Below are 20,184 nucleotides of genomic sequence, written 5' to 3'. Positions count from 1 at the left end.
TATTATAGTGCCTATTTGGAATTTTTTCTATTTTTATTATTTTCTGCATCCTAGAGCCCAGGCTGTAGAAACATGCCCCAAATCACTCTTTCATCTGTAAAATTATATGGTACAGACACATCCTCCCCCCGCGGCACATAGATATGTTTTAGGCATTTGCCCAAAATAGACGGAGGTGTTGCTATGCCAGGCATACTTGCTGCTATCGGCTATATGGTAAAGGAGTTTTTCCTGCTCGTATCTTATGTAAAGAACAATGCGTTCCCCCAGCCCCTTTCCTCAAAGGACGAACGGAAATATCTTAAGCTCATGGCCGAGGGCGATGGCGAGGCCCGAAATTTGCTCATCGAGCACAATCTCCGCCTCGTGGCACATATTGTCAAGAAGTTTGAAAACACAGGCGAAGATACCGAAGATTTAATCTCCATCGGCACCATCGGCCTCATCAAAGCCATTGAAAGCTATTCGGAAGGAAAAGGAACAAAGCTTGCCACTTATGCGGCCCGCTGCATTGAAAATGAGATTCTCATGCACCTGCGTGCGACTAAAAAGACAAAAAAGGATGTATCTCTTCATGACCCCATCGGACAGGATAAGGAAGGCAACGAGATAAGCTTGATTGATGTTCTGAAATCGGAATCAGAAGATGTGGTCGACACGATACAATTAAATCTGGAAATCGAGAAGGTTAAACAATTCATCGATGTGCTTGATGAACGGGAAAAAGAAGTAATTGTCGGCCGATTCGGCCTGGATCTTCAGAAGGAAAAGACCCAGCGGGAGATCGCCAAAGAACTGGGTATTTCCAGAAGTTATGTTTCAAGGATAGAAAAGCGCGCCCTGATGAAGATGTTCCACGAATTTTACCGTGCTGAAAAAGAAAAAAGAAGAAGCTGAGCAGCTTCTTCTTTTTTTTCAAGAATTATCATACCGGTAATAGTCCTGTGAGCTGTAGGATTCAAATCCGCAGGAAGTATAAAGCCTCAGGGCATTGGCATTTTCCGCCTCTACCTCCAGGAAGATATCCCTGCCTGCCCCCGATTCCCGGCTGATAATCTGCCTTAGTACTTCCCTACCAATGCCGCGGCCCTGAAAATCAGGCAGGATGGCAAAACCATAAATCCAGGCCTGTTTCCCGCCCGGCCATGAAATCCTGGCCTTTCCCACAGCATTCCCTTCATTTTCAATGATATAGGATTGTGAGCTGCTTTCATCCTGAATCCGCGAGTTGTGGCGGACCGCTTCTTCCCGCTTAAACCCGAAGCACTGTACATCCAGTTCTATCTCAAGATCCCGGTCGGAATCAGCGGCCGGCCTCATATTGACGTTCTTATCATCGGGGACAGCCGGCATGCCTCCCCATTTCATTTGATACTCCGTAATGGAATAAGAAAATGGACTTTGAGCGATGAATTCCTTTGCCGTGGCCGAATTACCCGGCGCATTCAGGAGTATTTGCCTGTAATTTCTTTCTGCAATCCCGGCAAGGGCACTCTGAAGAAGTCCGGTAAAGATGCCCTTCCTCCTGTGCCCGGGATATACCATTCCGCATATCTCTGCTTTACTGCCAAAATCATAGACCGCGATGAATCCGGCAAGTTCGCTTCCTATGAAGTGCGTGCCGCCCATCAGCTCTTCTTCGTCCATCTGCTTCAGCATATCCCAGTTCAGCTTCAATTCGATTCCATCGAGATGTTCACAATCCTTCTGCAAATTTTTTATCTCTTTTAAAAGTTCAGCTTTCTGCAAACAAGTTCCCCCTCTAAATTATTTCGCCGTTTCAGCCGTTCAGTTAGCCGGTATCCTTATAAATGTACAATAGTCCTTTTCGTATTAGAATGCTTTTCATATTCATCTCCACCTTTTCTGATTGATGTTTTACATGATTCTGCCGATGCCGGCTGCATAATCCCTGTTCTTATCATGCCAGGCTTTTATGGTTTCTTGATGCATAGCCTCACCGGCCGTCATTCCCTTTTTCTTGATTACGATAGTAAAGAAAAGCATATGAAGAGTCATAATATCACCTCCTGTCTTACCACACCTTGTTCTGCATCACATTGCTCAGCCGGACTATATCATCCACTTTGCGGCTATGCTCTTCATGGAAATAGTCCTCATGCACTTCTTCCTTCTTCTTCCAGTTGATTATGATCGTAAAGAATAATAATTGTATGGTCATATAACTTCACCTCTAAAAATGTTTTTTTCTTACATGATCGTATGAATCTGAAACATTCTATCCACGTTCTCATCGTGCCACTTTTTAATCTGTTCTGCGTGGAATGCTTCCCGTCTTGTTTTCTTGACCGGCTTGATGCTAATGGTAAAGAAAAGCATGGAAATCGTCATAAAATCACCTCCCCTATTCGTGTTATTACATTACATAACATTGATGATTTGAAGCATTTTATCTGCCTTCTCTTCATGCCAGCTTTTTATCTGTTCTTCATGAAATGCAGCCTGCCTTGTTTTCTTTAGAGGTTTAATGAAAATCGTGAAAAATAACATTGGAATACCCATGGTATCACCTCCTTTTTGTTCATAATCCTAAATGAAGGCGCAAAAAGGCCGCAGAGAAGCTTCTGCGGCCATAAAAATGCCGCAGGCAAGATCCCAGACGGCACAAAAAGGCCGCATGGAATATTCTCCCTGCGGCCTATTATCACTTTCATTCACTCAAAGAAATAATAAGATTAAACCATACCACTCAGGTCGAATATAAAACTATGAAATATGAAGTTTTCAGCTTGAACTTTTGCCTGAATATCCAACATGTCATTCGACCTCCTTTGGTTTTTTTGCTCCTCTTAAGAGCTTACATTGGTAAGTATATCCAAGAAGCGTTGTTTTGTAAACCAGTTATTTGCCTAAATTATCGACATTTTTCACAAAAAGGGCTTTTGAACCGTAATCGGTCTGCTGCCTGCCCGCTAGGGGATAATGAATTTTCAGCCATACAAAAGCCTTTCCATCAAGGAAAAGGGGATCCTAAAATTTTCGGACAACCACCCCTCCTTTGCACATTTACCCGCCGTTTCTGATGGCGGAACAGAACTGAAAAAGCGCTGTCAGAGATAAACGGCACAGCAAAGCCCGAGGAAAACAACTGTTTCCCCGGGCTCTGTTCTAGAACTTATGTTATACTGCTGTCCTCTGTTTCCGAAAGCAGTTTTTTATATTTTGCTGATAGTAAGAAAAATAATCCGGCTCCTGCCATGGCAATAACCATAGCCCACATTAATGAAAAGCTTGGACTCAATCCTTTTCCATAAGAATCAATCAGCACCCCCAGGTAAAAGAAAACGCCCAGGCAAATAAGGGTATAGGCAAATCGCTTATAATCCGTCATCTTTTCACGAAGCATCTTAAGCTGTTTATTCTGATTCACTAGTTCCTCACCTGCCCTTTCCAATTATGTTAATACCTTAACATACTTGGCTGGCAGGTTAACTAGTAGATTACTGTAAATACAGCAGGTTAATCCTCCAGGGCATGCGCCAGATCTTCTATCAGGTCTTCCGCGTCTTCAAGTCCCACTGAAATCCGGATAAGGCCCTCTGTTATCCCGAGCTCCGCTCTCCGCTCCTGCGGGATGGATGCGTGAGTCATCCTGGCCGGGATGGAAATGAGGCTCTCTACTGCGCCAAGGCTTTCAGCGAGGGTAAAGTATTTCAGTCTGCTGAATACTTTATCTGCCTTTTCACCGCTGCCGACATCAAAGGAGACCATCCCGCCAAACCCTCCTGCCTGCTTTTTGGCAATATCATGATTTGGATGTGAGGCAAGCCCAGGATAATACACTTTGGAAACAGCCTTATGGGATGACAAAAACGCTACGATTTCAGCCGTACTGCTTTCGGTTTCCTCCATCCTTACTCCCAATGTCTTGATTCCCCGGATCAGCAGCCAGGAATCCTGCGGTCCTAATACCCCGCCAGTCGAGTTTTGAATAAAGTGCAGATCATTTCCAAGTTCCTCGGAATTGACCACCACCAGTCCGGCCACCACATCGCTATGGCCTCCAATATACTTGGTTGCGCTGTGAAGGACAATATCAGCACCATGAGCGATTGGCGTCTGCCAATACGGAGTGCTGAATGTATTGTCCACGATAGTCAGCAATCCATTTTCTTTTGCGAGTTCTGCAATGGCTGCTATATCAGACACCTTCAGCAGCGGGTTTGTAGGCGTCTCCAGATAAACCGCCTTGGTTTCAGGCCTGATTTCCTTAGTGATTGCATCGATATTGCTTGTATCCACAAATGTCGCTTCAATTCCGAAGCGGTTCAGCACCTTTGTCATTACCCTGAAGGTCCCGCCATATACATCATCAGTCATGATGATGTGATCTCCTTTACTGAATAACATCATGACCGCAGTGATTGCCGCCATGCCGGAAGCAAATGCAAAGCCCCGCTCCCCATTTTCAAGATCTTTGATCAATTCCTCAAGCGCATGTCTTGTCGGATTGCCTGTTCTGGAATATTCAAAGCCGCTGTGCTTCCCCACTTCTTCCTGTTTATATGTGCTCACCTGGTATATCGGGGTAGAAACGGCACCTGTTACAGGGTCTCCGAAAAGACCTCCGTGGATCAGCCTGGTTTTCTTTTTCATTTAAATGCCTCCTCTGTATATTTGCTTGCTTAAATATCTCTCGCTTGAATCCGGAAATATCACGGCAATATGGGTTCCGGGCTCCGCTTTTTCCGCTTCCTTCAAGGCAGCGGCCAAAACGGCCCCGGATGAACTCCCTGCGAGGATCCCTTCCTTTGCGGCGAGTTCCTTTACCAGACGGAAGGCATCCTCATCTGCCACAGTATAAACCTCGTCAAAATAGGAGCTATCCATATAGTCTGGCAGGAACTCCATTCCTATTCCCTCCGTCCTATGAGGCCCTGGCTCTCCTCCATTGAGGATCGAGCCTTCGGGTTCCACAATCACGGTTTTGATCGCCGGGTTTCTTTCCTTTAAGTATTTTGATGTCCCCATGAAAGTCCCGCCTGTCCCCGCCCCGGCAATGAAGACATGAAGATTGCCATCGAGCTGCTGCCAGAGCTCCGGGCCAAGTGTTTTAAAGTAGGTTCCCGGATTATCAGGATTTGAAAATTGTGCAGGGGAGTAAGATCCGGGGATTTCCGCCAGAAGTTCATCAGCCTTTTTGATAGCGCCTGCCATGCCTTCTACTGTTGGTGTATTAATGACTTCAGCCCCCAATGCCTTCATCAGCTCCTGCTTTTCCTGACTGAACTTTTCAGGCACACAGAAAATGACCCTGATTCCTTTTTCGATGGCTGCGAGTGCAAGACCGATTCCCGTGTTGCCGGCTGTAGGTTCAATGATGGTTCCTTTTTCAGGAAGCTTCCCGCTTTTAAGGGCTGCAGTGATCAATTCCTGTCCCAGCCTGTCCTTTATACTGCCGCCCGGGTTGAAGAACTCAAGTTTGGCAAAGAGCTTGACTCCTTGGGGAAGATTGAAGTTATTTATTTGCACGAGGGGGGTGTTGCCTACTAATTCATGTATATTGCGATACACATCCATATGAATGCTCCCTTTAAATGGTTGATAACTAACTTTATTCTATTTTTTTTGCAGCTAAACCAGCTGCTCCTCCAAAATCCGGGTGTATCCAATTTTTTGGAGAGTTCCTGTTAACTTTGATTAAGGCTGTTTTTGTAAACATTGTGGCTGTTAAACAAGAAAGTTGATTTCCGCTGCAGGCACTCGCTTTCCTCAGGAGTCTCGCGCCTGAAGCGGAAGTCCACTTGCTATAGGTTTTAATATGCTCAGAGCACTGATTTAAAACAGCATTTTTTTAGAAAAGAGTCTTGATTAAAGACGGTCAACGATTTTTGTAACCAGGCGGGCTGAATTTTTTGCTGCTGTCACAAGGAATTTATCAAAGGAGATATCGGATTCCTTGCCGGCGATATCTGACAGGGAACGGATGACCACAAATGGGACACCGAACTGGTAAGCTGTCTGGGCTATCGCTGCAGCCTCCATCTCTGCTGCATAAAGCTGAGGGAATTTCTCTCTGACAAATTCGACTCTGCTGCTGTCGCTCATAAATGAATCACCAGTCGCAATCAAACCCTTTACCACCTGGATACCTTCAATTTCACCTGCTGCTTCTTCAGCTGCCTTCACTAATTTATCATCAGCAAGAAAGGCTGCTGGAAGCTGGGGTACCTGGCCGTATTCATAACCAAAAGCTGTTACATCTACGTCATGGTGGCGGACTTCGGAGGAAATCACAACATCCCCAACCTCAAGGGAAGAAAGGAATCCGCCTGCAGAGCCGGTATTGATGATCACATCCGGCTTGTATCTTTCAAGCAGGATTGCCGTTGACACGGCCGCATTGACCTTTCCGATGCCTGATTTAAGCAGGATGATTTCCTTGCCATTCAATGTTCCCATATTGAATTCACAGCCTGCTATCGTTTCCTGTGTCAGGTTTTCTACTTGATCTCTAAGTATGGATACTTCTTCTTCCATCGCTCCTATTATTGCTGCTTTCATGGGGACAACCTCATTTCAATTCTGTTTTTCCGCCTCTACTATCCAGACAAATTCATTGCATCGTTCAAAGGAAGCGGTAAAGCCATAGGCATGTAATATACTCTTTAAGAAGGGGATGGTCGTATAATACTCCGACTTCAGATCCTGCGCCAGATTATAATAGCCTGCCCGTTCAGCCTCTGCCACTGCCCTTTGATAGTCAGCATTTGATTCATACATCGTATCGGCAAAAACTATTTTACCACCTTTACTCAGGAGGCTGCCATAAAGTTTGACGGCCTGCTCCTTTTCAGCATCGGTCAAATGATGGAAGGCATAGGAACTGACAAAAGCATCGGTCATTATTCCTGTCTCAAAGGCAAGAAAATCCCCATCGAGGACCCGGACCTGCCCGCCTAATTTTTCAATCATTTTACGTCTCATGGACGGCGAGGGTTCGACAGCTGTCACCCTGCATCCCCTTTCCAATAATATGCTGGTGAGATTCCCGGTTCCCGGTCCGAATTCTATGACCTGCCCAGAAACCTTGGCTGCCACCCGGCCCAGAATTTCATCATAATGTTCAAAAACCTTGCGATATTCTATATCATGGCCTGTCACGGTATCATCATACGTGCTTGCCCACTCATTGAATAATTCCACAAACTCCCGCCCCATCTTAAACACCTTCTTAATTTTATTATTCCTATAGATATACTATGTTTTAAATAATAAACGGTTCCGGTTCTATATAGCAAGGATTTTATTCAGTTGTTAAGATATACTTACTGGCAGGGGGTGATCGTATTGAATTTCCAGATTGAGATCATGGAAGACAAAATAGAGTTTTTTGAAGCTTTATCTATCAAGGAATTGGAAGAAAAGATTCAATCACAAATAGAAGTGAATAAAGCCATTTTACTTCAGGTTCATTCTGTTTCCCATCAGATGCATGTTTCCGAAGAAGGCAGGAGGTTCTACAGTGCTGCCGTCCATTTTAAAGCAAAAAAATAGAGGGGCGCTGCGCACGCCTCCCTTTATTTTTTATCATTCACTTTCAGTTCCTGCACCTTCACCGGTTTCCAGCCCTGTCCGTCTACCCATTCAATGAAAACCCGGTAGGCCTGGTCGCTGTCACTGGCTGAAACAGTCCCGGCTGCACTGTTTGGCGACCCATTATTCTCTATCCACCATACAGTAAGATTGCCAGGGTCGATTTTCGCGCCATATGCAAGCGCCTTTTCCATTTCAACCCAGTCTGCAGAACCCTTTTCATAAGTGGCCGTATGCTCACCCTGCTGTGAGGTTCCCACCGGTTTCCATGATTCATTCACATAAGATCTTTTTACATTCGGTGAATCATCAGGAACTTCGGTCACCTTATCAGGATCTTTTTTCTCTTCCTCAGGATCCTTTTCTGGAAGGTCTGCTGCGCTATCCTCTTTTTCCGGGCTGGCTTTTTCATCATTGCCCTTATCTGGTTTGGCAGCTGTCTCGGCCTTCTGTCCTGACGTACTCTTCTCAACACTTTTGTCTTCTTTTCCTCCCAGGAAAATGAAGCCGGCAACCGACAATATCAGTATAGAAACGATGATGATCAGGAAATTATAAATCCGGTTTGCTTTTTTCTGTTTGGTTTTATCCAAACGCGAATTGTTATTCAAGTCCCGCTCCAAAAAAATCCCCCCGCTTATCCCAGGCAGGCAAGAGCTCTGCCTGCTGTTATTCGCTTCTATCTTAACATGATTAGCGCCATGCTTCTAAGAAAAAGGTTATTTCCGCATATATTCTGGTTATTGAACAAGAAAGTGGATTTCCACCTGCAGGCACTCCAACTGCGCGGGGCGGGCGGTCACCCTCCCCGGCTTTGCCTTTCGGGGCCTCACCTGTCCCGCTGCTCCCGCAATGAAAAGCGGAGAACGGTGCCTGCTAAATTAGATAATATTAACTGCACAATGTTTAACACTTTAAATTAGAACAAACTACTTTGGCAGGCAGAAACCCGATAAAGAAGACAGAAGCTTAGTCGCGCTTATGCGTAAGCTGCATAAAGCGAGCAGACCGGGGGAAGCGTTCTTCTTCCCAGGGTCTGTTTGACTTATGATTCGAAGGTGGAAAGTCTAGGCGGACCAGGAGTCTCACCTGAAGCGGAAGTCCACTTGCTTAATTATTTGATTTCCACACAGAACTTAGAAAAGACTCAATAAAAAAGGCTTTTCCATTATCTTTCTGTTCCTTTGCCGCCTTTTCCTTCGTTCTCCTGCCGGTATATTTCTTTTACCATATCGTAAAATAACGGATTAATCCCTCCCTTGTTTTCAGGTACATCAAGGTTGACAGCCACCAGGGCGTATTTAGGATTTTTAAAAGGGAAATATCCTGCAAACCATTTATTATATAATTCTTCACCATTCTGTTTTTTGCCTGTCTGGGCAGTTCCTGATTTCCCTGCCACCTCATATGGGAGCCCCTGAAAGGCCCTGCCTGTCCCCTTGCCTGAAGTTACAACTTCCCTCAGCATAGCCTGAAGCTTGATCGCAGTATAAGGCGAGATCCCACCGCTCATATTCTGCCGGGTGAAAAGGGCTGCGGTTGATCCATCCTTAAATTCAACCCTGCTTACCGCCTTGACCATCATCGCCTTCCCGCCCCGGGCAATCTCCGCCATCATATTGGCGGCAGCAAGCGGGGTGACCTGGACATCCTGCTGTCCGATACCGGTATGGGCAGCAAGCCGGCTGTTCTGTTTGTCTGCCTTTTTATCCCAGACTATCCCGCTATCTTCTTGATATAGCTGCTTTATCTCAGAGTGAAATATCTGCCCCTGCCAGCCTGTTAAACCAACAAGATGCAGCTTCCTTGCATATTCTTCTATAATTTTCGGATCTTTTTTTGCCAATTCCCCTGCCAATTCCCCAAATGTCCTGTTACAGCTCTGGGCGAAGCTTTCTTCAAAATTCAGGTAGCCAAGCGGGCGCTTCTTATCCGTGGTTCCATTTATTGTAAGCGAACAGTCAAACTGCCGTCCATTTTTGGCCAGCCCATGATCAATGGCTGCCGCTGCCACTACCGTCTTGAAGACAGAACCTATTTTTTCCTGGCTGAACATCTTATTTTCAGAGTGGGCATTGGGATCATTTTTGCTGATGGCCGGTCTTGACACAACTGCCCGGATTTCACTTGATTCTATATCAAGCAGAATCATTCCCCCATTTTTTACCTCATGCTGATCCACAAGGGTCTCCGCAATATGCTGCAAATCACTGTCTATCGTCGTAACGACTGAGACAGGATATAACGGATTTGCCGGCTCACTGTACTTTACGTCCACGCCAAAGAGCGGACCGCCCCTGCCGTCTACATGATAAATGAGCTTTGATTCCCCCTCTGACAGCAGAAATTCATCAAAGGCAGCCTGGAGCCCTGTATTGCCGACCTCGATGCCGGGAGGAAGGTTCCGGTCACGGTAAAGTTTCTCCTTTTGGCTCTGGGCTTTGGTCAAGGTACCGATCAGATGCTCGGCGGGCATTTTCTTCTTAAAGCTCTGCCTGACAGCAAAAACACCCGGTATTTTCAACGAGTTGATTTTCTCCATCTGGGCGTCTGTCAGGGTGACGGGATGCTTACCTCCATATGCAAATGGCTTCTTTGCATTCTTTACCGCATTCAGCAGGTCTTCTTCCTGAATTTCGGCAGCTTCTGACACCTCCCGTGCCGGCCAGTCCATCTGCTTCAAGAACGGGAACAGCACAAGTGTCGGTATCGTTATGTGTCCAAGCGGCACTCCATCCTTATCAAGAAACTTCCCTCTTCCATTATCAATGGGCAGCACCTGTATCCTCTGGTTAACGCTCGCTTCCATCAGATTGATACGGCGGTCGGTGAAAGACTCTGCCTGAAGCAGCTGAACCTGAACAAGCCTTCCCAAAAGGAAGATAAATAACAGAATACAAGCGGTCCCGATGAATTTAATCCGTCTTACGGCCATAATAAAAACACCTCATCAACAGTGTTGACTCGGTGCTTTGTTTTTAATCGGCTATATCAGCTAATGGTTACGATCCGGACGAACATATCTCCGCCTGGTGTCTGTACAGTAACTTCGTCTCCGACCTTTTTGCCGATCAGACTCTTGGCAATCGGTGAGTCGTTGGAGATTTTCCCCTCGAAAGGATCTGCTTCAGCGCTTCCCACAATGGTATATGTTTCTTCTTCCCCATCCGGAAGCTCGACAAATGTAACAGATTTACCCAGGGATACTGTATCTGAATTAAGATCATCTTCCTCGATGATCTTAGCGTTGCGGACCATATTTTCAAGTGTAGTGATACGTCCTTCGACGAATGCCTGCTCTTCCTTCGCAGAATCATACTCGGAATTCTCGGACAGATCGCCAAAGCTCCTCGCAATCTTGATTCTTTCAACAACTTCCTTACGTTTTACACTTTTTAAATATTCAAGCTCCTGCTCGAGCTTTTCTTTTCCCTGCTTGGTCATCGGGAATACTTTTTCTATAGCCACAATCCTTCACTCCTTCTAGTCTTTCACAATTCCCCATGTAGATATTGTGAGTTATATATGTACGTACACATAAAAATATACAAGGTGCGCGCCTTTTGACGGGCGCGCATTTGTCTCTTATTTGTAAGATTATTGCCTTTTTCTATTTTTGTCTACCTTTTTTATGAAATTTTCAAAAAAATGGATGACACAGGAAAAGGCTTTCAGACCTTTGGCATATCTTTATTTATGCAATGTTATTATAAAAAAGACTTTTCTTCAAGGATAGTCTTTATTTTTGTGACCATGAGGTCGATTGCCACATGATTCTGGCCGCCCTCTGGGATGATAATATCGGCATAGCGCTTTGTGGGTTCAATAAACTGATTGTGCATTGGCCGCACGACGCTTAAATATTGATCAACAACAGATTCAATGGTCCGTCCCCTTTCATTGATGTCACGGACCATTCTCCTAAGAATCCTGATGTCAGCATCGGTGTCCACAAAAAGCTTAATATCCATCAGGTTCCTCAGCCTTTCATCCTCCAGCACAAGAATTCCTTCCAGAATGATGACATCCTTTGGTTCAACAGGGATGATATCCCTCGAACGGGTGTGGAGCGCATAATCATAGACCGGCTTATCTATCCCTTCATAGGCAAGCAGCTTATTCAGGTGCTCAATGAGCAGGTCATTATCAAAGGCAAGCGGGTGGTCATAGTTTGTCTGAAGCCTTTCTTCAAACGGCAGCTCGCTTTGGTCCTTGTAGTAATAATCCTGTTCAAGCATGAGAATGGAATGCCCCTGGAAGCTTCTGTATATTGCCTTCGTTACGCTCGTCTTGCCAGAACCGGACCCTCCCGCAACACCAATTACTACCGGTTTTTTACTCATTTTAAATCTCCTTCTCTATCTCGAATAAGCATTGGATAAAACAGGCTTCAAAACCATGGTTCCACAGCGGGTCTTTTTGCTATGTTACCCTGCCCATGTCTCCTTATACCTTATAACCTTCTAAACATTCTTAAAACCTGCCGGCACGGCTCATTTCCTCTTGCTTATTGCCACGCCGTCCCCTATGGGAAGAATCACCGTATCGTAGGACGCATGATTCATAAGCCATTCGTTGAAGTCCTTGATTTTCCTGACAAGGCTCCTGATCCTTTTTTGTTCAATTTCTTTTATGTTTGCAGCAACCAGGCCCTTGAATAGAACGTTGTCTGTAACAATCAGCCCGCCCTTGTCCAGAAGCGGCTCATACAGCTCGAAAAATTTTCGGTACTGGCCTTTTGCGGCATCGATGAAGACGGTGTCAAACGGCCCTTCCGCCTCTGCTTCTGCGTACGTATCCAAAGCATCGCCGGCAATGATTTTCACCGCCTGCGGATTTGCGGCCCTCGTGATGTATTCCCTGGCTAGTGAAATTCTTTCCTCATCCCGCTCCAGGGTCACAATCCTTGCCTCGGGCAATGCGTCCGACATCCTTAAGGCCGAATATCCAATCGCAGTCCCTACCTCCAGGATCCTTTTGGAGCCATGAAGCCTTAAGAATTGAAGGAGTGCTTCCATCCCTGCCTTTTCCATGATCGGCACTCCATTATCTTCTGCATACTTTTCCATCTCAGCGAACAATGGTGCCGGCTCCGGTATCAAGGACTGAAGATATTCTTCTACTTTTTCATCCATCTTCTTTCCTCCAAGCTACAAGACGATCTATTATGCAGGTAAGGGCAAGGCAAGACCGCCAAAAATCACTCCGAATATTTTAACATAAAAAGAGGGAGAAAGTGAATAAACTCTCCCCATCTTAGTCTTTTGCTATTTTTTACTAGTAATATGTTCTTTCTTAAGCTTGTTATGCTCATCCAGGCTTTTAGAAAAGTATACCTTTCCATCCGCCGCTGCCAGGAAGTACAGATAATCCGTATCTGCAGGATTCAGTGCAGCCTCAATGGAGCTCACACCGGCATTGGCAATCGGCCCGGGCGGCAGCCCTGTATTAACGTAGGTATTATACGGGGATTTTACTTCAAGATCTTTGTAGAATACCCGCTTTTGGTGACTTCCCTTCGCATACAGGACTGTAGGGTCCGTCTGAAGCTTCATGCCGGCATCCAGCCTGTTATAAAAGACAGAGGAAATCGACTCCCTGTGCGTCTTCTCTGTGGCCTCTTCCTCGATCAGTGAAGCCATGGTCAGCAGCTTATGCGGTGTAAGCTTCTTTTTGGCCATGCTTTCCTGATACTGAAGGATGATCTCATTTTGCTTTTTTAACATCGGCTGAATAAGATCCTCCAGAGTCGGCTCTTTTTCGTAATAGGAATAGGTGGCGGGAAATAAGTAGCCTTCCAGTGGATACTTAATGTTCTTAGCCATTATCTCAGGCTTAAGAAGATCCGGATAAATGGCCTGCATCTTACCAACAAACGCCCTGCTGTTCAGGGTTTTCCAGATATCCTTCTTCTCAAGCTTTGTCTTTTCAGCCAGAATGCCCGCTATCTGGTCCAGCTGCTTCCCCTCAGGAATGGTAATCTTCAGGGCTGCACTCTGCATAACCTTTCCCGTCTTCAAACTGGCTGTTATTTCTTTCAATTTCATTGATGGCGAAAATTTATAATCCCCCGCCTGAAAGCCTGTTTCATTCTTGAATTTCACATAATAACGAAATACACGGGCATCTTTAATGATTCCCTGATCTTCCAATATGCTTGAAATGCCCGATACACTCGAACCGATGGGGATTTGGACATTCGTTGTCTCTTTATTCCCCGGATCAGCGGGCTTTAAAGCGGACTGGACATAAAAGTACCCTCCCGCTGCTATGACCGCAATCAACAGCAGAACAGCCAGGACCGAATACAAAACAATCCGCCGGACTGTCTTTGCTTCGCTTTCCCGCTTTAAAAGCTGCTGCTTAATATGTTCTTTCCTTGGATCCTTGCCGTTCATTATTTCCCCTCCATGAAACCAGTCAAGAAGCGTTTATTAGATTATGTACTGAGTCATTATACTATAAATAGGAGGGCCAATCATACAAAATACCCGAAATTATTACAAATAGGAACAAATCGGACAAGCTCCGGCACCAGAAAACGCCTGCCAATTCATTGGCAGGCGTTCATCCCATCTATTTTATCCAGCCATACGGCAGGAATAATTTACATCATTCTCCTTCTTCTTCAAGGAAGGTGTTCAGCATTTCCTCGATCATGTCCCATTCTTCTTCAGTCTCGATCGGCTGGAGCTCGCCATCCTCATTGTCTTCGCTTGGCACGAAGGAGGATGCGTGTATCTCGATATCCTCGTCGTCCTGATCCGATCCTAATGGGTAGTAAAGGACGTAAGACTTGCCTGTCTCTTCTGAATCAAAGGTGAAAAGCACCTCACAAAGCTGTTCGTTTCCGTTCTCGTCTACCACTGTAATATTTTTTTCGCCGTTTTCCATGTGTAAACACCTCTTATAAGTTAGTTTGTCTGTCCAGATAGCCCTGAAGGATCATGACAGCAGCCATTTTATCAATCAGTTTTTTCCGCTTGCTGCGGCTCATGTCAGCTTCCAGCAGCAGGCGTTCGGCAGCCATGGTTGTAAGCCGCTCGTCCCAGTATTCCACAGGAAGGCTGAACTTTTTTTCCAGGGCCCCGCCGTAGGCCTGGCTCGCTTCGGCCCTTGGCCCGATTGTATTATTCATATTCTTCGGCAGGCCGACTACGATTTTCGTTACTTCATACTCTTTAATAAGTTCTCCAATTCTTTTGTATCCAAACCTGTTTTTATCCTCGTCGATCTGGATGGTTTCAATTCCTTGAGCGGTCCAGCCCATGGCATCGCTGATTGCGACCCCGACCGTTTTTGAACCGACATCAAGCCCCATAATCCGCATATTATTTTCCCTCGCGCTGATGCTTCAAATACGATTTCACCAGTTCTTCAATGATTTCGTCACGTTCAAGCTTCCTGATGATGCTCCTGGCATCATTATGTCTTGGTATATAGGCTGGGTCGCCTGAGAGCAGGTATCCGACAATCTGATTGATCGGATTATACCCTTTATCCTGGAGTGCATTATGCACCTTGAATAATACTTCACGCACATCCCGTTCAAACGGCTCTTCCGGAAAATTGAATTTCATGGTTTTATCGAAGGAACTCAATACCAGCACTCCCTTTTTGGATGGCGGCGGCCGCCGGTCTGCCGTCAGCATCGTACACTGCAGCCGCAGCTGTACGGGATAAATGAGCCTGCTCCTGCTTTGGTCCGCTCCCGGCACCTGCCATCCAGAATTTTGTTCACGCATCTGCCGGACTGCCGGCACTGCCTTTCTTGCATCTATTCTTATCGGAATGTCTATTATTAATAACTTCGGGCTGAAATGTCAATTTCCTGCCCGTTCAGCCAGGCAAACTTATTTATTAGATAGATTTTACCCATTCCTCGACATAGCTAAGCGCTGAATCCAATTTGGACGGATCCTTTCCGCCTACCTGTGCCATGTCCGGCCGGCCGCCTCCGCCTCCGCCGCAGCGGGAAGCAACCTCTTTGACCAATTTACCGGCATGATAGCCTTTTTCCATTAAATCATTTGTTACCCCGGCAATCAAGTTTACCTTGTCTCCCTGGACGGAACCAAGCAATACGACTGCAGATCCCAGCTTATTCTTCAAGTCATCTGCCATTTGACGCAGGTTATTCATATCCTGTGCCGCGACCTTTGCAGCAAGAACTGTTACACCATCCACCTGTTTTGCCTGATCCACAAGGCTTCCGGCTTCGATATTGCTTAATTTGGCAGCAAGGGATTCATTTTCTCTTTGAAGTTCTTTTAATTCAGAAAGAATGGCTTCAATCCGGACAGGAACATCTTTTGTGCTGGATTTCAGTCTGCCGGCGGCATTTTGAAGGATTCCGACTTGTTCCTTCAACTGGGCATATGCGGCTGCGCCAGTGACTGCTTCAATACGTCGCGTGCCTGCACCAATTCCGCTTTCTGACACGATCTTGAAAAGACCGATGGCAGAGGTATTGGGAACATGGCAGCCTCCACACAGCTCAAGGCTGTAGTTTCCTACCTGTACGACACGTACAATTTCGCCATACTTTTCGCCAAACAGTGCCATTGCGCCCATTTCCTTGGCTTCATTGATATTTTTGTAATCAATCTGGACCTCGATGCTTTCCCAGATTTTGCGATTCACGATTTCCTCAATTTTTTCCAGCTCTTCCGGCTTGATCTGACCGAAATGAGAAAAGTCGAATCTCAAGCGGTCACTCTGTACCAATGACCCAGCCTGATTGACATGGACACCGAGTACATCCTTTAGTGCCTGATGAAGAAGGTGGGTGGCTGTATGGTTCTTAGTGATTTCCGTACGGTTTTTCCCATCCACTGCAGAATGGACAGCATCCCCTTTCTTGATGGACCCTGATTCCACAACAGCATTATGGAGATTCTGTCCGTTAGGAGCCTTCTGGACATCCTTTACATGAATGACTGCATTTCCGCTCCTGATTGAACCGATATCAGCAATCTGGCCGCCGCTCTCGGCATAGAATGGTGTCTGGCTCAAGATGATCTGCACTTCATCACCAGCTTCTGCAGCTTCTGCAAATCCACCATTTTTAACAATCGCTTCTACCGTTCCATCTGATTCAAGATGAACATAGCCGACAAACTTGCTTTCGGCTGTTATCTCCCCGAGAACTCCGCCCTGTACCTGCATGGAGCCGACATCCTGGCGTGCAGCCCTTGCCCGCTCCCGCTGCCCTTCCATGGCCTGTTCAAAGCCATCATGGTCGACCTTCATGCCTTCTTCCTCGGCGTATTCTTCTGTCAGTTCAACCGGGAAACCATACGTATCGTACAGGCGGAATACGTCTTCACCTGGAATGGTCCCGCTGTTCTTTTCCTTGGCCCTCTTAATGACCTCTGACAGGATACCCAGGCCGTCATTCAACGTTTCGTGGAAACGTTCTTCCTCATTTTTGACAACCGTCTCAATGAATTCCTGCTTATCTGATACCTCAGGGTAGAAGTCCTTCATGATTTCTCCCGCTACAGCCACAAGCTCATACATAAATGGACGGTTTATATTGATTTTTTTAGCATAGCGTACAGCCCTTCTGAGCAAACGGCGGAGCACATAGCCGCGGCCTTCGTTCGAAGGGAGCGCCCCATCGCCGACTGCGAAGGATACTGTCCGGATATGGTCTGCAATGACCTTGAAGGCTGTATCCAGCTCTTTATCCTTCCCGTACTGAACGCCTGAGGTTTTCTCAACCGCGTGAATGATCGGCATGAACAGGTCGGTATCGAAGTTGGTCGGCACTCCCTGCACGACACATGCCATCCGCTCAAGGCCCATTCCGGTATCAATATTCTTCTTTGGAAGCGGGGTATAGCTGCCATCAGGATTGTGGTTGAATTGCGAGAACACGAGATTCCAAACCTCCAGGTAGCGTTCGTTTTCGCCGCCCGGGAATAATTCCGGATCGCTCGGATCATCACCGTACTCCGGTCCGCGGTCATAGAAAATCTCTGTGTTAGGTCCGCTTGGGCCCTCCCCGATATCCCAGAAGTTTTCTTCCAGCCTGATGATCCGCTCTTTCGGAATGCCGATTTTCTCATTCCAGAGGGTGAAGGCTTCTTCGTCCTCCGGGTGGATCGTGACAGACAGCTTTTCCTTATCGAAGCCAATCCACTTTTCATCGGTTAAAAATTCCCATGCCCAGGTAATGGCTTCTTCCTTGAAATAATCGCCGATCGAAAAATTCCCGAGCATTTCAAAGAACGTATGATGTCGTGCTGTTTTGCCTACATTTTCTATATCATTGGTCCTTATTGATTTTTGAGCATTCGTAATCCTTGGGTTTTCCGGGATTACCCGTCCGTCAAAATATTTCTTAAGTGTAGCCACACCAGAATTGATCCATAGAAGTGACGGATCCTCATGCGGGACCAGTGATGCGCTCGGTTCGATGCTGTGCCCCTTTTCTTTGAAAAAGTCCAGATACATCCTTCGAATCTGTGAACCGGTATGTTTCTTCATACTTCTTCCTCCTTTTAAGCGTTCAATCTTTTTAAGGCAACAAAAAAAACCCTTATCCCAAAAACAGGGACGAGAGTTTGCTCGCGGTACCACCCTGATTATGCATGGAGTCCCCATGCATCACCTCATTACCAGCCTTAACGCGGCAGACGGCAGGGATTAGCTGCACTCAGGATTAGCCTTCTGTTAACCTTCATTTAGAATCCCTTCCAGCCCCGGGGATCCCTCTCTATTGTGCCAGGCACTTTAAATGGTCATTAACATACTCGATCCATCATTGTGTTGCTTATTAAAAGTTCATTATTTTACCATGATTATATGCATTGGAAAATATTTTGTCAATGGCTGTCATGTTTGTTTTCACCACTTGCTTCTGCCAGCTCCTTTCTTTTATTGGGGGCAAAGTGCTCCATGGCATGAATGACGGCCACTTTAAGGATGGCGAGGAGTGGAACCGCGACGATCAGCCCCGGGATTCCTCCCGTTTCCCCGCCGAGGAGAAGTGCCGCCATAATGACTAGAGGGTGCATGGATAAGCTTTTACCGACAATAAATGGAGACAATACATTACCTTCCAGGAACTGAAGAACCAGTACGATCAAAGCTACAAGCACAGCCATTTTCATGGAGGTGGCAGCGGCGATCAGCATGGCAGGAACAGCACCAAAGATGGGGCCGAAATATGGAATGATATTGGTGATCCCTATGATGACCCCGAATAAAAGGGGATATTGCATGCCGATTCCCCAAAAAATAAGGGTGGAGAGGCCTCCGATGGCTGCGCAGACAATGAGCTGCCCCCTGATGTAGCTTCCAAGGGAGTCGTCCACATCACGGATGAAGGATATGCCCCCTGCCCGCCATTTATGAGGTGTAAGATGCCAGACAAAACGCTTTATGGCGGAAATATCTTTTAGAAAGTAAAAAGCAACGAATGGAATGAGGGCGATGAAGAGGATGAAATCAAGAAGTCTGGCTAAAACCCCCATGGCCATATCAAACAAACTGTCAAGCTTCCTTTCAAACATTAAGATGCCCTCTTCTAGCCTCTCGTGCAGGCCAAATGGCCAGGATGCCGTCTGCCTGTGCATGGAATCGAACCAGCTCCTGTATTGTTCAGCCACGGCTGGTGCGCTATCAGACAGCTGTCTGATCTGCCAGATAAAGGCCGGCACCCCTTTATAAAGGGCATAGCCGGTAACCCCGAAAAAAAGGCTGTAAATGATAAAGATGGCAAGCACCCGGTGCATCCCTCTGCCATGAAGCTTCTCGACTATAGGGTGGAGAAGATAGGCGATGAATCCCCCTATTATAAAAGGGAGGAGCACAGCGGCCAATACCTTGAACACCGGCAGCCACAGCGGCCTTAAAATAAAGAAGACATATAGAACAATAAACAGAAGCAGCAGAAAACCGAGGCGATAATACCACTTCACCCTTATATTCACAATCTCCCCCCTTTTTCTGTAGGGTTTGTATCTCTGTGCATTTCCATACAGATTAAGAGGAAAGAGGGAGCATATTTTCTGGTGGAAGAGCTCTTTATGAAAAACAAGAGCAGTCCACATAAAACAAACATGAGTTTTCTACTTGCAGCCCATGCAGGGAAAGGAATCTGAACAAGAGCAGGAACAAACACAATGGGGTGGTGAAGCGTAATAAGGCGCAGGCAGGAATACTAGCAAGATAAATGATGGTCACACCAAGCTGCAGGAAGCCTTATGGTACATACCGCTCCGCCCCTTTTCCAAAGAAAAACCCCGGCTGCCAGAAGGCCGGGGATCCATCCTTAATATCCGCCGCTTATCCGGCGGCTGTCTTCTTCAAAAAGATCATCAAGAGAGCTGAGCGAGCCATCCTCTTCCACTTGATGTGTATGTATTAAGTCTTTCGAAATGGTCATCTCAATGAAGCAGTTCCAGCAATAAAACTGATTCACTCCGATCTTGCCGATATCCTTGCTGGAACAATTCGGGCATTTCATCTGCAAAGTAAGACACCTCACTACACTCTTAATTATGATGGCCGCGGGTTAAATCTCTGCAGGCAGCCATCCATCTATGTCCCTACCATTCTGCCCAGGGTTTTCGCATTATATACCACTTTCTGGCAGACTTGCCGTCCTGCGGGTTA

General features: G+C 46.3%; 24 protein-coding genes. 2 read left to right on the top strand and 22 right to left on the bottom strand.

Translation table 11 applies throughout. The features are described from left to right. The first annotated feature begins 183 nt into the window (after positions 1–183). On the top strand, positions 184–897 hold the full coding sequence (gene sigK / locus V1498_RS06150) for an RNA polymerase sporulation sigma factor SigK (protein ID WP_409297557.1): 714 nt from the start codon (positions 184–186) through the stop codon (positions 895–897). Positions 898–915: 18 nt separating this feature from the next. Here the strand turns inward: sigK and V1498_RS06145 are convergent, their stop codons facing one another. The 10 genes from V1498_RS06145 to V1498_RS06100 form a co-directional block, all read right to left on the bottom strand. Beyond that, positions 916–1,749: a GNAT family N-acetyltransferase gene (locus tag V1498_RS06145; protein WP_409297555.1), complete on the bottom strand. Its 834-nt coding sequence runs from the start codon at positions 1,747–1,749 to the stop codon at positions 916–918. 129 nt (positions 1,750–1,878) lie between these two features. After that, complete coding sequence (locus tag V1498_RS06140; RefSeq protein ID WP_409297553.1) at positions 1,879–2,019, bottom strand: YrzI family small protein; 141 nt, start codon at positions 2,017–2,019, stop codon at positions 1,879–1,881. 16 nt (positions 2,020–2,035) lie between these two features. Then, positions 2,036–2,182: a hypothetical protein gene (locus tag V1498_RS06135; protein ID WP_409297551.1), complete on the bottom strand. Its 147-nt coding sequence runs from the start codon at positions 2,180–2,182 to the stop codon at positions 2,036–2,038. A 29-nt stretch (positions 2,183–2,211) separates the two neighbouring features. Next, complete coding sequence (locus V1498_RS06130; RefSeq protein ID WP_409297550.1) at positions 2,212–2,352, bottom strand: YrzI family small protein; 141 nt, start codon at positions 2,350–2,352, stop codon at positions 2,212–2,214. A 30-nt stretch (positions 2,353–2,382) separates the two neighbouring features. Next, positions 2,383–2,523: a YrzI family protein gene (locus V1498_RS06125; protein WP_409297548.1), complete on the bottom strand. Its 141-nt coding sequence runs from the start codon at positions 2,521–2,523 to the stop codon at positions 2,383–2,385. A 613-nt stretch (positions 2,524–3,136) separates the two neighbouring features. Continuing rightward, the gene (locus V1498_RS06120; RefSeq protein ID WP_409297547.1) at positions 3,137–3,391 is read right to left on the bottom strand and encodes a YrhC family protein; all 255 of its coding nucleotides are present in this window, start codon (positions 3,389–3,391) and stop codon (positions 3,137–3,139) included. Positions 3,392–3,480: 89 nt separating this feature from the next. Further along, positions 3,481–4,617 (bottom strand): bifunctional cystathionine gamma-lyase/homocysteine desulfhydrase, encoded by a 1,137-nt coding sequence (locus tag V1498_RS06115; RefSeq protein WP_409297545.1) that lies wholly within the window; start codon positions 4,615–4,617, stop codon positions 3,481–3,483. Further along, entirely contained in the window at positions 4,618–5,541 is a 924-nt protein-coding gene (locus V1498_RS06110; RefSeq protein ID WP_409297543.1) for a PLP-dependent cysteine synthase family protein, read from the bottom strand. It abuts the gene before it with no gap. A gap of 291 nt (positions 5,542–5,832) precedes the next feature. Further along, positions 5,833–6,525, bottom strand: a complete 693-nt coding sequence (gene mtnN, locus V1498_RS06105; protein ID WP_409297542.1) for a 5'-methylthioadenosine/S-adenosylhomocysteine nucleosidase — start codon at positions 6,523–6,525, stop codon at positions 5,833–5,835. A 15-nt stretch (positions 6,526–6,540) separates the two neighbouring features. Beyond that, the gene (locus tag V1498_RS06100) at positions 6,541–7,182 is read right to left on the bottom strand and encodes a class I SAM-dependent methyltransferase (protein WP_409297541.1); all 642 of its coding nucleotides are present in this window, start codon (positions 7,180–7,182) and stop codon (positions 6,541–6,543) included. Between the two features lie 150 nt (positions 7,183–7,332). Here V1498_RS06100 and V1498_RS06095 point away from each other — a divergent pair, with 150 nt between their 5' ends. Continuing rightward, complete coding sequence (locus V1498_RS06095) at positions 7,333–7,518, top strand: DUF2536 family protein (RefSeq protein WP_409299171.1); 186 nt, start codon at positions 7,333–7,335, stop codon at positions 7,516–7,518. Positions 7,519–7,541: 23 nt separating this feature from the next. On the opposite strand, the gene V1498_RS06090 is transcribed toward V1498_RS06095, so the two are convergent. From V1498_RS06090 to V1498_RS06035, 12 genes are all read right to left on the bottom strand, one after another. Further along, positions 7,542–8,180: a DUF1510 family protein gene (locus V1498_RS06090; RefSeq protein ID WP_409297540.1), complete on the bottom strand. Its 639-nt coding sequence runs from the start codon at positions 8,178–8,180 to the stop codon at positions 7,542–7,544. Positions 8,181–8,725: 545 nt separating this feature from the next. After that, positions 8,726–10,492 carry a peptidoglycan D,D-transpeptidase FtsI family protein gene (locus V1498_RS06085; RefSeq protein ID WP_409297538.1) on the bottom strand — a complete coding sequence of 589 codons (1,767 nt, stop codon included), beginning with the start codon at positions 10,490–10,492 and terminating at the stop codon, positions 8,726–8,728. Between the two features lie 56 nt (positions 10,493–10,548). Further along, positions 10,549–11,025, bottom strand: a complete 477-nt coding sequence (gene greA, locus V1498_RS06080; RefSeq protein WP_409297536.1) for a transcription elongation factor GreA — start codon at positions 11,023–11,025, stop codon at positions 10,549–10,551. 239 nt (positions 11,026–11,264) lie between these two features. Beyond that, positions 11,265–11,900 (bottom strand): uridine kinase, encoded by a 636-nt coding sequence (gene udk / locus V1498_RS06075; protein WP_409297535.1) that lies wholly within the window; start codon positions 11,898–11,900, stop codon positions 11,265–11,267. A 150-nt stretch (positions 11,901–12,050) separates the two neighbouring features. Next, on the bottom strand, positions 12,051–12,692 hold the full coding sequence (locus V1498_RS06070; protein WP_409297533.1) for an O-methyltransferase: 642 nt from the start codon (positions 12,690–12,692) through the stop codon (positions 12,051–12,053). A gap of 132 nt (positions 12,693–12,824) precedes the next feature. Continuing rightward, positions 12,825–13,955: an endolytic transglycosylase MltG gene (mltG, locus tag V1498_RS06065; protein WP_409297532.1), complete on the bottom strand. Its 1,131-nt coding sequence runs from the start codon at positions 13,953–13,955 to the stop codon at positions 12,825–12,827. A 214-nt stretch (positions 13,956–14,169) separates the two neighbouring features. Further along, positions 14,170–14,451, bottom strand: coding sequence for a DUF1292 domain-containing protein (locus V1498_RS06060; RefSeq protein ID WP_409289431.1), 282 nt, complete (start codon positions 14,449–14,451; stop codon positions 14,170–14,172). 13 nt (positions 14,452–14,464) lie between these two features. Then, positions 14,465–14,887 carry a Holliday junction resolvase RuvX gene (ruvX, locus tag V1498_RS06055; protein WP_409297530.1) on the bottom strand — a complete coding sequence of 141 codons (423 nt, stop codon included), beginning with the start codon at positions 14,885–14,887 and terminating at the stop codon, positions 14,465–14,467. Between the two features lies 1 nt (position 14,888). After that, positions 14,889–15,158, bottom strand: a complete 270-nt coding sequence (locus V1498_RS06050) for an IreB family regulatory phosphoprotein (RefSeq protein ID WP_409299169.1) — start codon at positions 15,156–15,158, stop codon at positions 14,889–14,891. 259 nt (positions 15,159–15,417) lie between these two features. After that, entirely contained in the window at positions 15,418–18,051 is a 2,634-nt protein-coding gene (gene alaS, locus V1498_RS06045; protein WP_409297528.1) for an alanine--tRNA ligase, read from the bottom strand. Between the two features lie 338 nt (positions 18,052–18,389). Next, entirely contained in the window at positions 18,390–19,499 is a 1,110-nt protein-coding gene (locus tag V1498_RS06040) for an AI-2E family transporter (RefSeq protein WP_409297526.1), read from the bottom strand. Positions 19,500–19,840: 341 nt separating this feature from the next. Beyond that, positions 19,841–20,035: a hypothetical protein gene (locus V1498_RS06035; protein WP_409299168.1), complete on the bottom strand. Its 195-nt coding sequence runs from the start codon at positions 20,033–20,035 to the stop codon at positions 19,841–19,843. Positions 20,036–20,184 lie beyond the last annotated feature (149 nt).

Source organism: Paraperibacillus marinus (genome assembly GCF_046237605.1).
Classification (GTDB): Bacteria; Bacillota; Bacilli; order Bacillales; family DSM-1321; genus Paraperibacillus; species Paraperibacillus marinus.
Note: the sequence above shows the minus strand (reverse complement) of the source record. Positions and strands in the feature narration are given on the sequence as shown.

Bases quoted from the DNA above. Each gene is read 5' to 3' on its own strand.
- V1498_RS06135 (WP_409297551.1), bottom strand. From the start codon at position 2,182: ATGACCATACAATTATTATTCTTTACGATCATAATCAACTGGAAGAAG.
- V1498_RS06035 (WP_409299168.1), bottom strand. From the start codon at position 20,035: ATGAAATGCCCGAATTGTTCCAGCAAGGATATCGGCAAGATCGGAGTG.
- sigK (WP_409297557.1), top strand. From the start codon at position 184: ATGCCAGGCATACTTGCTGCTATCGGCTATATGGTAAAGGAGTTTTTC.
- V1498_RS06085 (WP_409297538.1), bottom strand. From the start codon at position 10,492: ATGGCCGTAAGACGGATTAAATTCATCGGGACCGCTTGTATTCTGTTA.
- V1498_RS06130 (WP_409297550.1), bottom strand. From the start codon at position 2,352: ATGACGATTTCCATGCTTTTCTTTACCATTAGCATCAAGCCGGTCAAG.
- ruvX (WP_409297530.1), bottom strand. From the start codon at position 14,887: ATGCGGATTATGGGGCTTGATGTCGGTTCAAAAACGGTCGGGGTCGCA.
- mltG (WP_409297532.1), bottom strand. From the start codon at position 13,955: ATGAACGGCAAGGATCCAAGGAAAGAACATATTAAGCAGCAGCTTTTA.
- V1498_RS06100 (WP_409297541.1), bottom strand. From the start codon at position 7,182: ATGGGGCGGGAGTTTGTGGAATTATTCAATGAGTGGGCAAGCACGTAT.
- mtnN (WP_409297542.1), bottom strand. From the start codon at position 6,525: ATGAAAGCAGCAATAATAGGAGCGATGGAAGAAGAAGTATCCATACTT.
- V1498_RS06110 (WP_409297543.1), bottom strand. From the start codon at position 5,541: ATGGATGTGTATCGCAATATACATGAATTAGTAGGCAACACCCCCCTC.
- V1498_RS06125 (WP_409297548.1), bottom strand. From the start codon at position 2,523: ATGGGTATTCCAATGTTATTTTTCACGATTTTCATTAAACCTCTAAAG.
- V1498_RS06060 (WP_409289431.1), bottom strand. From the start codon at position 14,451: ATGGAAAACGGCGAAAAAAATATTACAGTGGTAGACGAGAACGGAAAC.
- udk (WP_409297535.1), bottom strand. From the start codon at position 11,900: ATGAGTAAAAAACCGGTAGTAATTGGTGTTGCGGGAGGGTCCGGTTCT.
- V1498_RS06140 (WP_409297553.1), bottom strand. From the start codon at position 2,019: ATGACTCTTCATATGCTTTTCTTTACTATCGTAATCAAGAAAAAGGGA.
- V1498_RS06070 (WP_409297533.1), bottom strand. From the start codon at position 12,692: ATGGATGAAAAAGTAGAAGAATATCTTCAGTCCTTGATACCGGAGCCG.
- alaS (WP_409297528.1), bottom strand. From the start codon at position 18,051: ATGAAGAAACATACCGGTTCACAGATTCGAAGGATGTATCTGGACTTT.
- V1498_RS06095 (WP_409299171.1), top strand. From the start codon at position 7,333: ATGGAAGACAAAATAGAGTTTTTTGAAGCTTTATCTATCAAGGAATTG.
- V1498_RS06115 (WP_409297545.1), bottom strand. From the start codon at position 4,617: ATGAAAAAGAAAACCAGGCTGATCCACGGAGGTCTTTTCGGAGACCCT.